We start from the raw sequence: 15,986 nt of genomic DNA on the forward strand, positions 1-15,986 counted from the left end.
ATTCGTTCATAGCTATTAATAAGTATGCTGGTTACCGCTATTATCGGTAGGGAATGCACCCAGATCCTTGTTAGGAGCAGACATGTTGGCACCGAAAGTACCACCCTGTGCTACTACTTTCATTGGGAAGCCATACTGCGTCAGTGAAGGAGCGCTGGCTTTTTTAGGATACGCATTTTTTCCGGTACCTGTTGCAAACACACCGGCGCCAATAGCAGGTGAATTTGATTTCAGGTGGAAGTCAGCGCCAGCAGGAATCTGGTTCACACGGTAGTTGCGCTCCAGGCTCATAGCTGCCATGTCGTAATTCACGAACATAGGATCATATTTCAGGGAATCGTTGGCAGTGTTGGTACCAGCGTTGGTACCATTGCTCGCAACCGGTCCGTTTACGTAACCATTCAGGTCGTATGATTGCTTCTGGGTAAACTGGTTAGGCTCAATAAATACCATGTATTGTTCTGCACCACCCATGGCATTTCCTCTGCCGATAGCAGTCAGGTTGTTATTGTACATGGTGTTCAGGGTATCGCTTGGCTTACCTTTTTCAGAAGCGTAGGAAATTCTCAGACCTGCTTTACAGTTAACGATAATGTTATTGTAGATAAATCCACCAGCGTTGGTTTCTGTATTGATAGAACCGTTACGCGTAGCTTTTGTTTGTCTGAATCCGCAGTTTACTACGGTGTTATTGTAGATGTTTACTACCATTGGTTTACCAATATCGCCGGAAGTTTTCAGACCGTTAGTAGCGATACCGTAAGTGAGGTTATACGCCATATCGCCGTACACACCGTCTTTGATGTTGGTAGCTTCACCACCGGTGCCGCCCATCTTGGAGAAAGTGTTTCTCATGATGCTCATGTAGATGTTGTTTGGACGGATACCATCATCTTTACTACCATAAAACCAGGAATCTTCCACAATCAGGCTACCTTTCTGTGCGCCGGTGCTGTTCATGAAAATAGTGAACTTGGCATCGCCGGATTTTGCGCCGTAGTCTTTTGCATTTTCACCCCAGGTACTGCCGGTGTATTCCACGTGCGACCAGCGGAGTAACAGCAGGCTGGCGTTAGGACCACACTGGAAACCACCCCAGTAGCCTTTGAAAGCCGGGTCGTTGGCTGCATCATCTTTATAGGTAGGATTGGATTTCTTAACAGTACTGGTTTCCATTACAGTGAACCAGTTTTGTGCAGTTTTGCTGCCATCGCTCACCAGGGAACCATTTACATAAATAGTGGGACTGGTTTTAGCGCTTTGTCCATCGCCTTCAATCAATACGGTTACACCAGGTTGGATGTAAAGCGTATCTCCCTGGTTAATGGTAACATCCGCCTTGATGTGATAGGTTTTACCTGCCAGCATGGTTCCTTTTAAAGGAATAGCGTTTCCGCTGCCATCCAGTTTAGGAAGAATGGTATCACTGATGGACTGTCCCACTATCAGCAGTGGTTTGGAAATTTCCACATTTTCACTACCTTTTTTACAGGAGATCACAGAGATGGCTGTCAGAGCCACCAGACCACTTTTAAAGAGGATCTTTTTCATAAGTTTCAGCTTGGAAATGATTGATTTAAATATTGAATGGAATTAAAGCACATATCTTACTCCCAGTTGATAATTCTGTCCGTACACATCCTTCTGGGCAAGGGTTTCCTTACTACCTGCTTTCTGGTAAGGCACTGGTACTGTATTGTCCGGCACTCCCTTGATATACACTTCATACGGCGTATTTAACAGGTTCTGTACTTTAGCAAACACGGTGAAGTGTTTGGCGATCGTTTTTTCGGCAGAGATATCAAACATATGCATATCCCGCTGCCAGTAATCAAACCCGTAGTAAGGCGATACCAGCACAATACGTTTGCCGGTAAACTGCCACGCCAGCTGTGCATCCAGTCCGAGTTTAGGGTTCTTGTACAGCAACGCTGCATTGGCAATATGTTCAGACTGTCCCTGTAACGGGCGTTTCTCCAGCGGCGCCGGATCCAGGAATACCTGGTTGAATGTTTTCAGCTTGGAGGTTTCTATAGAAGAATTGGTATAGGTATAGTTTACACGCACACCAAAGTTGCGGATATACTTTTCATACACCAGTTCCATTCCGAAGTTGCTGGCATCTCCAAAGTTGCCCGGCTGGAACACGAGTTGTCCCTGTACACCGGTTCTGGCAAAACCATATTCAATCGGATTCTGGATATTTTTGTAGAAGGCGCCAATCAGCAACTGCTCATTGGGTCTTGGGAAAAATTCATAACGCAGATCAAAGTTATTGGCGGTAGTATGTTTCAGCAGCGGGTTACCTCTTTCTGTCCACTCATCTCCTTTATAATTATAAGGCACCAGTTCAAAATATCCCGGACGGCTGATAGAGCTGAAATAAGATAAACGCAGGTTGGTGCGGTTGTTCAGCATATACTTGAAATGTAAGCTGGGCAATACATCCGTGTAGTTGATAGTACCGGACTTGGCGTCTGATGTTACCGGTACATCTGTATCAAACTGCTGATCGGTATGTTCCATACGTACGCCAATCAATGTTTCCAGTTTCTTTACTGTAAACTTCAACATGGCATATCCTGCGGAAATATTTTCATCTGCACGGTAGTTGTTCGCTTCGGCAGGTGAACCACCAGGGTTCAGCACGGTCCAGTTAAAATGATAGATATCGGTCCATTGTTGCAATGCCTGACCATCCTGCACTACGCCCATGTTATAATTCTGGTAGAAGTTATCACGGTGCTTGGCCCTGTACATACCACCCACAGTGGCTTTAAAAGGAATACCAGCTATTTTGTTGCTGTAAGCAAGATTCGCATAGCCCGCATAATCACGGTCATTATTCTTCCACCAGGCACGGCTATACGGCTGTAAGATGTTCGGATGCTGGTATGGTTCTTCTTTAGTACCATCTTTATAAAATCCACCATCATACTCATATTCGGTGAGATCCGGGATAATACTGGTAGCTTTTGAATATACGGCAGACCAGTCCAGTTTCAAACGTGCCGGCAACAGATCATGTTCACCCTGTAAGGTGGTGCTGTTGATGGTTTGCCGCTGGAACTTGGAACGGTTCAGGTACCATACCTGGCCAATACCCGGCGCAGTGCGTGGAGCTGGTTGCAAGGTATCACGGCCTATCCTTGTCTGTGCGTCAGACAATATCGCGGTGAAGGAATACAAACTGATCTTGTTATTATCGTTAAAACGGTAATCTACTTTTGCATTCAAACCTGTTCTGGTAACCTCGGTAGAGTAGTCACGCACATATGCATGCTTGATGTACAACACGCCATCTGCATTGGCTTTATCCAGGTATTCACCCGGGTTGAAAATACTGTTGTATCCCCGGTAAGTATGCTGATAGGAACCACCTAACATCACGCCCAGCTTCTGGTTAAAAAAGCGGTTACCGATAGAAAGATTACCGATGGCATTAGGCGTAAAGCTCTTTTTAGTATAATTCAGGTTGTCCCTGGTGAAGTCTTCCGGTTTAGCAAGATAATCAGGGCCATGTGCTTCATAAGGCGACTTCCTATTGATCGCTCCCACGGAGAATTGCTGAAAAGGCCTGTCAAACAGTGTTTGATTGTACCCTGTAGACAAGCTGCCGTTTACATAAAAACGGTTAGGTGCATTCTTCATCACCATATTCACCGTACCGCCAATGGCATCGCCTTCCATGTTTGGCGTTAATGTTTTACTCACTTCTACCCTTTCTACCAGGTCGGCAGGAAAGATGTCCAGTGGTACATAGCGGTTCTTGTTATCCGGGCTCGGAATCTTGATACCATTAATCAGGGTGTAGTTATAACGCTGATCCATACCACGGATGATGGCATACCGGCCATCGCCACTGCTGCTTCTTTCCAGCGATACGCCCGATACACGCTGCAATACATTGGCGATCGTAATATCCGGTGATAACTGGATAGCTTTAGCCGAAATAATGTTCACCACATTATCAGATAACTGCTCCGATTTTTTAGCCGATTGTTCTGACTCAACATTGCGTTTAGTACGGATATCCACCGTATTCAATGCGCGGGTATTGGTTTGTAATAACAGTGTGACAGTTGTAGCGTTGGAAATATTTACCACTGTATCGAGGGATTGGTATCCAAGATAAGTGACCTGTAAATGATAGTTGCCTGCGGGTACTTTATCAATGCTGAAGGTACCGTCCAGACGGGCGTTTCCGGCACGCTTCAACTCCGTTACACGAACTGTGGCGCCAGGTAACTGTTCCTTTGTATTGGCATCCAGAATTTTCCCTTTAAAAATATGATCAGCCTGTTGACTGAAAGTAGTGGATATACTGCAAAAAAATAAAAAGAAGACGAGTATCGTTCTTACCATCCCATAGAATTTGGTGCAAAGGAAATTTTATTTTCTGTGAGATAACAGGGGCAACATCTATCTTAACGGAATGGTAATTATCGCATAATAATTAGTTAACAAACGGAATTGGTCCTGATGGCACATATCCGATCAAACCCAGTACAGGTGGGCCACAAACAAAAGCTGCATCCCTCGGGGGATGCAGCTAAAAATCAAGATAAGCTTGCGGGAAGCATAGTATCTGTAATCATTCTGAAGCAAATCTGTGGACATTTCTTACCACACAAACGTAGCAACGCTTCCTCCGGGTAAAACAGGTATGATCTGTTTGCCCTGGTATTTCAGGTTAAAGGAAGTGGCCGTGTTATTATCATTTAATACGATCAGTACTTTCTTTCCCTCCGGTGTTTTGAAGGCCACGCTATAGAGATTGCCTTCCTGGTTGCTGCCGATCCTGACGGCGCCTGCCGGTACAAATTTAGATGCCTGCGCAATGATGTAATAGGCCACGTTGCGGGTCACATTGGCCCCACTGATGGTAAGCGCTCCTTTACATTCGGTGCAGCCACCGGGGGTATGCGGGCCATAATTGGGATCATTGGCGAGGTTCCATTCCAGGGCGGTGCGACTGTAATTGCGCATGCTGCCGATGATCACATTTTTCATATGCCATCTCAGGTCACCATCAAAACCACCATTAGCACTGGTCCATTGCTCGGTAAAATACAGGGCTTTATCCGGTGCGGCGTTATGTACTGTCATCAGCGCATTGATATTGCCTGCATAGAGGTGAAAAGCACTGCCGTTTACAAATTTGGCTGCGGCAGGATCATTGAGAATGGTCAGCGGATAATCCGGATGATCACAGTTATGATCGTATACAATGATCTTGGTATTCAGTCCGGCTGCTGCAAAAGCGGGTCCCAGGCTGTTCTTAATAAAGTCGCGCTGCGCTTCGGCCACCATTTTCAGACTCGGATTATTATCCGGGTTCAGTGGTTCGTTCTGCGGCGTGATGGCGTCAATGGTGATACCTGTAGCTTTCATCTGTTGCAGGTACTTTACTAAATACTGCGCATATACGTCGTAGTACTTTGTTTGCAGTTCTCCTCCCTTGAAAGAACCATTGTCTTTCATCCACACCGGCGCGCTCCAGGGCGTAGCCAGTATTTTTATTTTCGGATTGATCAGCAGTATTTCCTTCAACAGGGGAATCAGTCCTGTACCTGATGCCATATCCGGCTCCAGGGAAAAATGTGTTAAGGAGAGGTCTGTTTGTCCTGCGGGTACATCATCATAGGTAAACGGCAGTGCATTCAGATCAGAGGCGCCTACGCTGATACGCAGGTAACTGATACCGATCGCATTGCCGGTATTACCAAACAGCTCCTGTAGCAGCTGTTGTTTAGCCGTGGCATTCATGGCATTGATCAGTTGTGCGCTGCCACCCGTGAGGGTGTAACCAAAACCGTCTACTTCCTGGAAAGTTTGTGTGCTGTCTACTTCAATAGTCGTATATCCGTTGGCGGTAGCCGTGCCAAAAACGGGTCGATCTGTCTGCAACTGCAACAAGCGCTGCTGATCTCCTGTACTCAGCCAGTAGCTGACGGCAGCGCCGGTAGCATGGTTACTGTCGGGAGAAGTTACCGGCTGTGTAAGCCCTTTGCTGCCGGAACAGGCGTAGAGCGATAAGCTGCCTGCAAATAATATAACGTTGAATATTTTATGCATATACAATAGGTATTTAAACAAAGAGCCCGGTGTTACCCAGGCTCCTGTTCCGTTTTCATTTTTATAAATCCAGGTACTTACTTGTTGATATTCGGATTACTGTCTATTTCATCCTGTGAAATAGGGAAGTATAATTTATCCGCTGTTACGTTGTAGTTCAGGTTATTACCATGACCATCTTTCTGTGCGTTCATGACTGCAATGGCACGGTTGGTACGTATCAGGTCATACCAGCGGTGACCTTCAAAGCAGAGTTCCAGCTGTCTTTCTTTTTCCACAGCCAGGCGCAGTGCGGCCTGTGTGGTAGCAGGAGTATCGCCCAGCTTGGCACGGTGACGGATCTTGTTGATATAATACTGTGCACCATCGGCAGTGTTATCCAGTTTATTGAGTTCTGTCAGTGCTTCCGCTTTCATCAGCAGGATATCCGCATAACGCAACCGGTAAGTGTTGCTCTTTCCATCTCCGTCATTATACTTGTTAATCACAGGAACAGGTTGTGGCCAGTAATCATCTGTCCAGCTGGTGTTCACAAATTTAATGCTGGCGGCTTTTCTTACGGCATCACCTTCTGCATCAAAGGCTGCTACGATGGTATGGGATGGAATATTGAATTTCTTCCAGTCGCCCCACATAAACGGTGTATTCATACCCGTTACCCAGTTCTGGTGTAATACGCCATCGAACTGTGTTTCCCAGATAGATTCAATACTGTTTTTACCAGCGAGTGTAAAGAGCGTAGCGTAATCGGGAACCAGGTCATAACCACCGGCAGTTACTGCATCGCAGTAAGTGACTACTTTATTCCAGTCAGGATTTGGTTTTTGTGCATATACCTTCGCCAGTAATGCATTTACAGCCCCTTTTGTGGCTTTACCGCTGGTGGAATCGTCTCTTTCCTTTACCCGCGTCAGGGCGTATTCCAGGTCTTTAATAATAAAGGCATACACCTCGTCGGCAGATTTTTTAGACACATAAGTACTTTGCAGATCAGTTGGAATACTGGTAACAATCGGAATTTCCTTCCAGCTTCTGATCAGGTTAAAGTAATGCCAGGCACGCAGGAAAGACGCTTCTCCCAGAATCTGATTACGGCGCTCCGGAGTGAGTCCTTTATCGGGCAGACTGCTATCCATAGTGAGGATGAGATTACAGTTTTTAATGTCAGTATATAAGTATCTCCAGTCTCTCTTGATGTTGGCATTGATGGCATTTACTGTAAACTTATCGATGGCAAAGTTATTGGCATTATCTCCACCTGCATAGGCATTATCTGCCATCACATCTCCATTGGTCAGGAAATCGGAGGTATAATATTCATCATACAGGTTATCGTAGGCTCCCAGCAGCAATGGCTCCAGGGTAGCGGTTTCTGACTGTGAAATCGGTTTCTTGTCCAGCAGATCCTTGGTGCAGGACGACAGCAAAGACACGCTAAGAATACCGGTAGCTATATAAGAAGTGAATTGTTTCATACTTGGAATAATTAATTATTAAGACTAAAACTCAGCATTCAAACCAAAAATAAAAGCGCGTGACTGCGGATAGGTACCATAATCGATACCCATAGAAGGTCCATTGGCAGCATCTCTGCTTACTTCCGGATCCAGTCCTTTGTATTTGGTAAATGTTATCAGGTTTTGTCCTGTCACATACACATTTAACCGGCCCACACCAATATGTTTCAGAAAATCATTTGAGAATTTATAGCTCAGCGTAGCTGATTTCAGACGCAGGTAAGAACCGTTTTCCACGAAGCGGGAGGATGACAAACTGTTGTTCGTATTGTTTTTCTCTGCTTTTGGAATATCGGTGATATCTCCGGCCTGTTTCCAGCGACGCAATACAGCGGTGCTCTGGTTCTTGGAATCGTACAGTCCTTCCAGTTCCATGCGGGTTGCATTGAAGATCTGGTTGCCCTGTACACCCTGGAAAAACAGGTTCAGATCAAAACCTTTGTAGCTGATATTATTGGTTAAACCATAGATAAAATCAGGTTGTGCATTACCAATCCAGGTGCGGTCACCATCAGATAATTTCTTATCACCATCCAGGTCTGCATAGATCATGTTACCGGTAGCAGGGTCTACACCCTGTGCTACATAGCCATAAAATGCGCCGAGTGGATGTCCGGGCTCTACGCGGATGGCATTACCTCTTTCGTATACATCGGCATAACCTAAGCTTGGAGTGGGTCCGAGGCTCAATACTTTATTCTTGTTCATGGAAATATTACCATTGGCATTCCATTTCACCGCCTTATCAATAATCAGTGCATTTACGCCAAATTCTACCCCTTTATTTTCTATGTTACCCACATTGTAACGTTGTGTACCAAAACCGGAACTTGGTGGTAACTGCACATCTACCAGCAGGTCGTTGGTCTTCTTGATATAGGCGTCTGCGGTAACGGTAATACGGCCGTTCAGTACACTCAGATCCACACCCACGTTGCTTTGTGTTGTTTTTTCCCAGGTCAGGTCATTTTTTGGCAGGTTGGTAAAGTTCAATCCGCCGGTACCGTTGCTGGCATACAGCCGGCGCCAGTCGTAGTCACCGATACCATCGTTACCGGTTTTACCCCAACCCGCACGGAGTTTCAGATCACTTACGAAACCGCCTTTGGTAAAAAATTCTTCATTGGAAATACGCCATGCGCCGGATAAAGAGGGAAACCAGCCATAACGGGCATCGGGTGCAAAACGGGACGAACCATCATAACGCACGGTAGCGGTAAACAGGTATTTATCAGCATAGCCATAGTTTGCACGGCCCAGGTAAGAACGTTTACCCCACTGGCTTTTAGTAACTTCCTGTTTTTCACGGATCGTAGAACCGGTGAGGGTAGGAATTTTATCGCTCGAATATCCCCTGGAAATATCTTCGGTGAAATTATAGTCGGATTCCTGCATAGTGTGACCAATCATTGCGCCTACATTATGTTTGCCAAACTGTTTGTTATAGGTCAGGGTATTTTCCCAGAGCCATACAAAACGCTCCACCGACTCAGACTTACCGTAACCTTTCTTTTCCCTGGCGCCATAGTCAGTGGAATAGGGGTCCAGGAAATAATCGTAACGCCTGCCTTCTGATTCAGCACCCAGGTTGGAACGGAAATGCAGTTCCGGCAAGATGGTAAAATCTGCGCTCACATTACCCAGGAAACGGTTGTTGATCGCTTTCTGTTGTGGTGCAAACGCATAGGCAATAGGATTTTGCCAACTCCTTGCATTCGGGTTATAGCTATAAGTTCCATCTGCATTGTAAATACCGATCGTAGGCGGTGAGGTTAAGGCAGACAGGATCGTACCACCTCTGGCCACGCCGTTGTTATCGGGTACATCTACAAATACGGATCTGTTGAACGACAGGTTGGTCGCCAGTGTCAGCCAGTCTTTCACTTTATTATCGATGTTGGCTCTTACAGAATAACGGTCGTAATCTGCGGGTGCTACCACACCTTTCTGTTTCTGGTAACCACCGGAAACATAGTAGTGCCCTTTATCGGTACCACCGGAAACACCTACCTGGATATTCTGCTCACGACCGGTTTTGAAGGTTTCCTTCTGCCAGTCGGTATTTTCGTTATTGGGATCTGTGAAGCCCAGGTCTTTCATCAGTTCTTTGTATTGAGCGCTGTTCAGTACATCTACTTTCTTGGCGAAGTTGGACATACCGGTGTAGGCGTTTACAAATACCTTCGACTGGCTCGTACCTTTTTTGGTAGTTACCAGTACCACACCATTCGCACCACTGGCGCCATAAATAGCGGCAGAAGAGGCGTCTTTCAGTACAGAGAAGCTTTCAATATCGCTGGGGTTGAGGAAATCGATATTGGGTACAATCACCCCGTCTACTACAAACAGCGGGTTATTGCTGGCATTCAGCGAGGTATTACCACGGATGCTCACGTTCAGGCCTGCACCTGGTTTACCGGAAGGAGCAGTAACGCTCACACCTGCGGCCTGGCCCTGTAAGCCCGCAGCAGCGCTCACAATCGGGCGGCTGTCGAATGCATCTGCTTTTACCACCGCTACGGCGCCGGTAATATCTTTCTTACGCTGGGTACCATAACCCACTACCACTACTTCATTCAGTTTACTGTTTTCAGCAGCCAGTTTCACGGTAATATGGGTTTGCTCCCCTACTACTACTTCCTGTTGCTGGTAACCAATAAAAGAAATCACAAGTACGGCCTGTTTATCAGGAACAGAGAGGTTGAATTTACCATCTACAGTAGTAGAGGTACCCACGCTGCTGCCTTTTAGGCGTACGGTGGCGCCTGGAACAGGTGCGCCGTCTTCACCGGTAACAGTACCAGTGACAACTATATTCTGATGGCCATCGGCAGGTGTGAGATACAGCAGGATCTGCTGGTTATCGATCACCTTGAAATCGATGCCCATCGGTTTTAAAATATCATCAAAGAATGCCTTCAGCTGTTTTGACTTCAGCTCTACGGACACCTTCCTGTTTACATCCACCATATCACTGCTATAGGTGAAGTTCACGCCTGTCTGGGTACGGATCTGGTTCAGCAGCTTCCGCACGGAAGTTTGCTCTGCCGAAATGGAGATCGGTTTTTCCAGCACAGACTGCGAGTTGACCGTATTGGCGTACAGCGACAGCGAAAAAACGGAGGCTAGAATAAGTTGAACAGCAGTTAATCTCATAACGTAGTAGATTACGGCAGCGAATCGCTTTTTTTTCATAACTTGTGTGGCTTTGTTTCGTTAATTGAAAGTTTGCGGCATGAAGCATCTTAACCGCGGCAAACGGTTAATTTTACTAAACTGGTAATGCCCCACATTACCAGTTTTTTCTTTTAATGACTTTTTGTATTGTGTTTATTAATTACATCCTTTTCCCTTTATATAAATTGTTGTACCCTTTACTTCATATGAGGCCTGGACAGATTGGCAAATAATATCCAGTTTCTCGTATAGATCCTGTTTAGTAATATCTCCCGTAAAATGACAATGACCGAAACGCCCATTATCTGTCGTTTCAATACTGATGGCATAGGTTTCTTCCAATGCCTTTAATACTTTATCCAGTGAAGCGTCTTCAAAATCAAACGTGGTCGCCTGCTCCGGTGCTGTTACCGGTTTTGGATCATCTACCAGCGAAGTGGTAAACTGGTTATTTTCTGTTTTATAGGTCACCTTTTGGTTCGGTGTAATAATAATGCTGTTGGCAGATGCGGAAAAAATGGTGTCGTTCTTCTTTCTGCGCTCGTATACCGATACCTTTCCGGTAACTACGGCTACTTCTATTTTATGGGTGGCTTTGTCGTGGCTTACATAAAAGCTGGTGCCCAGTACCTCCGCCAGTACGCCTTCACTGGTATGCACAATAAAATGCCGGCTGGCATCGTGTGCAATATCAAAAAAAGCGTTACCACTGAGGTACACTTCCCTGGTAGCTCCCTGGAACGCAGGAGGGTAGTAAATCACGCTTCCTGATTCCAGTTTTACCTGTGAGCCATCGCTCAATGCCACTTCCCGCGCCACATTTTCCTGGTTATATACGGATACATAACCACCCGGAATAGGTTCCTGCGTAAAGAGTTCCTTTGGTACAGCTCCGGCCCTGTGTGCCATCCAGTACCAGGCGCCTGCGGATACCAGCACCAGGCAGCCTGCAATGGCCATCCGGGCAATCCGGCGGGGCCACATCCGTACTACCGGTGTTTCCAGTTCCACCTCCATCATTTCCCCTTCTTCGCTGGTAACAGTAGCAGTTACATTCGACCAGATCCGGCTTTCAATGCGCTGCTTTTCTTCAGCGGAAATATTGATCTCCGTTTCTCCTATAAAGGACCGGTACCACGCCAATACCAATTTCTCTTCCTGCGGAGAGCAATGCCCCGAAAGATATTTTTCAAGCAGGTCGTCGAATTCATATTGGCTCATGGAATCAGTTTATCTGATTACATTGACGCACTACTGAAACAAACCCCTAAAAAAAAGTTAAAAAATTTTACAGGAAAGCAGACATATACCCGCGAAGCCGCTGCCGTAGCAGTTTTATAGCTTTTGTAATGTGGTATTCAACAGCCTTTTCGGTGAGATCAAGATTGCCGGCAATCTCGCGGACGGATTTATTTTCAAAACGGCTGAGCCGGAAAACGGTCTGGGTCTTTTCCGGGAGTTCCCGGAGTGTTTTATCAATATCTTTCAGCAGGAGTTCCCGGTTTACATCTTCCTCTGTGGTATTCACCAGCGGATCTGTATCCAGGGTTTGCCTGTATTTCTCTGCGGTCATCCTTCTGCGCGTGTGATCATGCAGGATGTTTCTCAGCGAAACAGCCAGATACGCGCCTATATTATGGATCACTGCTTTACGACGATTGGCCCACAGCCGTTCAAAGATGTTCTGGATCAACTCTTCCGCTTCCTGCTGGGACGTGGTTCTTTTCAGGGCAGCATTGTATAGTTTGAACCAGAATCGTTTATAGATTTCTTCAAACGCCCTCATATCCTCACTCACCTGGAAAGCCGTCACCAAATCCTCCTCGTCATACAGGGAATAATTGCTGCTGTCTTCTTTCATGTTGCTCTACCAAACCTGACCGGCAAAATAAGGCCTTTTCTTCCGGATACCCAAAATACCTTTCCGTTTATCAGCGCTTTCCCGCCACCACGCGATATATACGTAATCGGCATTTCCCGCACTTATTCGCTTGATAACGAGTGAATTTAGATGGAAATTTGTACCAGAAGCAAAAGGTAAAACAGCACAAACAATCCCCAAAAAATACAATGATCATTACCCCAACAACTTTTGCTTCCTGAATTCCAATAACTCCCAAAAAAAAAGTGTCATGAGCTATCAGTTCAAAGGCAATTTAAAAGGTCTTTTATGCGATAAATACTGCATAGAAGCCATTGCCAACGTTAAAATCAGGCTTTACCGGGCCGCCGCTTCCCGGGAAGTAGTACTGCAGGCTGCTGCTGCTGTGAAGGAAACCTTCCATGAAGTAACCGCTGAAGAACTCAAAGCCAAATCCGGCAACCTGCTGGCCGAAACCACCACCGATGCAGATGGCAACTTCGCCTTCCAGCTGGGCCGGGAAAGTAAGTACGAAGGAGAAGCCTTCGACATCGACTTCGAATGTGGCAACGTACCCCGCCCCAAACCTTACCCCGGCAAACTGCCCACCCTTCAGTTCCACATCACCACCCTCCAACCCAAATGGAGAGGCCAGGAAAACGATTTTTTCGCCGCCTGGGAATATGTAATCCCCAACCGCTGGTGGTGCCTCATCCGGGCTAAATATGATGCATGGGTGATCTGTGGCCGCGTCATCAACTGCAAAACCCAGAAACCATTGCAAGGCCTGCGTGTAGCCGCCTTCGACGTCGACTGGCTCCAGGACGACCCCTTAGGCTCCAATCTCACCGACGCCGACGGACATTTCCGGATCGACTATACCATGGCAGATTTCAGTCAAACGCTGCTATCACCCTGGCTCAATGTGGAATGGCCCGCCGGTCCAGATCTTTACTTCACCATCACAGAACCGGTATCCGGCGCCGTTTTACTCAAGGAAGACCGCAGCACCGGCCATCGTGCCGACCGCACCAACCGGGGTCCCTGCTTCTGCGTGGAATTCTGCCTGCCAGACGATATCACCCCCAACAACGAAGTACCTGCCCTCTTTGAAAGAGTGGGCAACTATGATATAGGCCCTACCGGCGCCCAGTTTGATGCACAGGGATATACCACCGATGTACCCCGTCTCGCCTTCTATGGCCCGCTCAACCTCAACGGCACCCTCCCCAGCGGCACCAACTCAAATGAAATGGAATACCGCTTCCGTATCATCAACGCCGATACTAGCTATGAACTCAGCTCCGCCCAGGTACTGAACGCCCTGCTGCCTTTCAAAATCGGCGAATTGCTGAAACAAACCGGTCCCATTACCTGGACACACGACGCCGTAATTATCACCCCTGCCCTCAACGGCGCCGGCGAAGTATGGATCCCCGTTCCCCGTGGCAATAACCTCACCACCGGTATCTTTACTCCTACCAACGGCGTACTGGCACTGCTGAATACATCGCAACTGGCGCTCGACGCCGGCAGCACCGCTTTCGCCAGGGATAATTTTGATCTTACCTCGCCGTCTGTGCTCATTGCCGGCAATGCGGTACCCGCCGCACAAAGGGCAGGTATCCATACTTTCAAGATCATCTTTGAAACCCGGAAAGTAGGCACCACTACCCTCACTGCCGTAAACACCCTGGAGAAAATAGTCATCTCCAATGTGAACTACCACCAGAGAAGACACCCGGGATGGGGATATACCGGTGATGAAGACCTGATGGCAGCAGCCATGCTGGAAATCAAGGAAACCACCGGCAGCGGTCATGGTTGCGGCGGTATTACCACCACCGTCACCGCGCAGTACACCATTGCGCACCCACATGTGGAATCCTTCACACTGCGTTTTGAAGGGAACCCGACACTGCCCACCCCGTTTAATGGAGGACCACCACCCGCAGCAGCCGAATACCACGATAATAACAAGGCATTCGCCACCACCGGCATGGAGCCCTGCGCTTACATCCTGTGGCTGGATCTGCAACTGGGACTGACCAATGGCGCTCAGAAAATACCTGAGATCCATGATCATATCGCCTTCTGTAAAACAGCATAATAAAAAAATGCAGCGGAGTAATCACTCCGCTGCATACTAAATCCAACAAACAAAAGATTAACGGCCTTCTACGATCATCTGCTTCAACATCTCTATATTCTTTACATAACCATCTTTATCCCTTTCAGACGCCGCCAATGCCGCTGCCACATATTTCAATGCAGTGGTTTTATCTTTCAGTGCGCTGTAAGTCATGGCCAGTGAAATATTGTTCAGGGAATTATCTTTTAAAGACAACGCCCGCTCCGCCCAGCGCTTCATGAGCTGTAAATTTTCCTCCTTCTTGATCCAACGGACACTTCCCAATACATTACTGATTTCAAAATCATTGTTCCAGTAGTATTTATCGACCAACAACTTGCTGTATTTCATATAGCCGTCTTCATCCTGTACATTGTAAGCATAGTTGGCATCCAGCGACAACTCTTCTTCTTCATCCAGGGTCATTTTTGATTTCAGCAGCAATTTGGCAGACCGGTATTCTCCTTCGCTCTCATAGCGGGCAAACTTAACTTCGTCCAGCAGTGTACCATCTACATACTTCGCCGTTTTTTCTTTACCTACTGCCTTTTCAAAAGCAGCGCGGTTGTCTTCCACATACTTAAACGCCGCGTTATCGCTGTTGTCTACATAACTCGTGATCAGCTTAAATAAGTCGGGCGTAATGGTATGATCAATGGCTTTAAAATACTCCGCAAATACATCTGCCGCTTTCTTATCATCCCCCTTGGCTTTTACCAGGTTGAGATACTGGAACAGTTCTGCCTTGTTCAGTTCATTCTTTTCATAACGGGCCGTCATGGCAGTAAAATCAGCCATCGGCGTAGTAGCAATTTTACCCTGTGTGATCAATACTTCCGGATCAGTAGATCCCATCACGCTGTACACCACTTCCTCTTTAGGATTGGTAAAGATCAGTGTAGGATAACCGCTTACACCGTATTTCCTGGCCAGCTCCGGACCTTCACCCTTTTCTGCATCGATCTTTACACTGATAAAACGCGGGTTATAAAAATCGCCGATCTGTTTCAACGGAAAGACTTCATTCGACATAAACTTGCAGGGACCACACCAGGTAGTATAGAAGTCTACAAAAATTAACTTGTTCTCTTTTTGTGCAGCCGCTTTCGCCTCTGCCCAGGTGCCGTGGAAGAACTCAATTCCCTGCGCACTGACCAACGATGCCAGCATACTGAAGATGGCCATCAAGCTTATCATTTTCTTTCTCATGTGATTATTTTTT

9 protein-coding genes are annotated in these 15,986 nt (G+C 46.8%); 1 reads left to right on the forward strand and 8 read right to left on the reverse strand.

Annotation, left to right across the window (positions count from 1 at the left end; translation table 11 throughout):
* Positions 1-15 precede the first annotated feature (15 nt).
* The 7 genes from BMW79_RS28710 to BMW79_RS28740 form a co-directional block, all read right to left on the reverse strand.
* Positions 16-1,551 carry a hypothetical protein gene (locus BMW79_RS28710; protein ID WP_089901489.1) on the reverse strand — a complete coding sequence of 512 codons (1,536 nt, stop codon included), beginning with the start codon at positions 1,549-1,551 and terminating at the stop codon, positions 16-18.
* 42 nt (positions 1,552-1,593) lie between these two features.
* On the reverse strand, positions 1,594-4,365 hold the full coding sequence (locus BMW79_RS28715; RefSeq protein ID WP_089901491.1) for a TonB-dependent receptor: 2,772 nt from the start codon (positions 4,363-4,365) through the stop codon (positions 1,594-1,596).
* 258 nt (positions 4,366-4,623) lie between these two features.
* Positions 4,624-6,078: a glycoside hydrolase family 30 protein gene (locus BMW79_RS28720; protein WP_089901495.1), complete on the reverse strand. Its 1,455-nt coding sequence runs from the start codon at positions 6,076-6,078 to the stop codon at positions 4,624-4,626.
* 77 nt (positions 6,079-6,155) lie between these two features.
* Positions 6,156-7,553 carry a RagB/SusD family nutrient uptake outer membrane protein gene (locus tag BMW79_RS28725; RefSeq protein ID WP_089901498.1) on the reverse strand — a complete coding sequence of 466 codons (1,398 nt, stop codon included), beginning with the start codon at positions 7,551-7,553 and terminating at the stop codon, positions 6,156-6,158.
* Positions 7,554-7,577: 24 nt separating this feature from the next.
* The gene (locus BMW79_RS28730) at positions 7,578-10,751 is read right to left on the reverse strand and encodes a TonB-dependent receptor (protein ID WP_218150474.1); all 3,174 of its coding nucleotides are present in this window, start codon (positions 10,749-10,751) and stop codon (positions 7,578-7,580) included.
* Between the two features lie 177 nt (positions 10,752-10,928).
* Positions 10,929-11,993, reverse strand: coding sequence for a FecR family protein (locus BMW79_RS28735; protein WP_089901501.1), 1,065 nt, complete (start codon positions 11,991-11,993; stop codon positions 10,929-10,931).
* Between the two features lie 67 nt (positions 11,994-12,060).
* Entirely contained in the window at positions 12,061-12,633 is a 573-nt protein-coding gene (locus BMW79_RS28740) for a sigma-70 family RNA polymerase sigma factor (protein WP_089901504.1), read from the reverse strand.
* 271 nt (positions 12,634-12,904) lie between these two features.
* Here BMW79_RS28740 and BMW79_RS28745 point away from each other — a divergent pair, with 271 nt between their 5' ends.
* Entirely contained in the window at positions 12,905-14,743 is a 1,839-nt protein-coding gene (locus BMW79_RS28745) for a transthyretin-like family protein (RefSeq protein WP_089901506.1), read from the forward strand.
* 57 nt (positions 14,744-14,800) lie between these two features.
* On the opposite strand, the gene BMW79_RS28750 is transcribed toward BMW79_RS28745, so the two are convergent.
* Positions 14,801-15,973: a thioredoxin domain-containing protein gene (locus BMW79_RS28750; RefSeq protein WP_177192378.1), complete on the reverse strand. Its 1,173-nt coding sequence runs from the start codon at positions 15,971-15,973 to the stop codon at positions 14,801-14,803.
* Positions 15,974-15,986: the final 13 nt, after the last annotated feature.

The organism is Chitinophaga arvensicola (assembly GCF_900110835.1).
Lineage (GTDB): Bacteria > Bacteroidota > Bacteroidia > Chitinophagales > Chitinophagaceae > Chitinophaga > Chitinophaga arvensicola.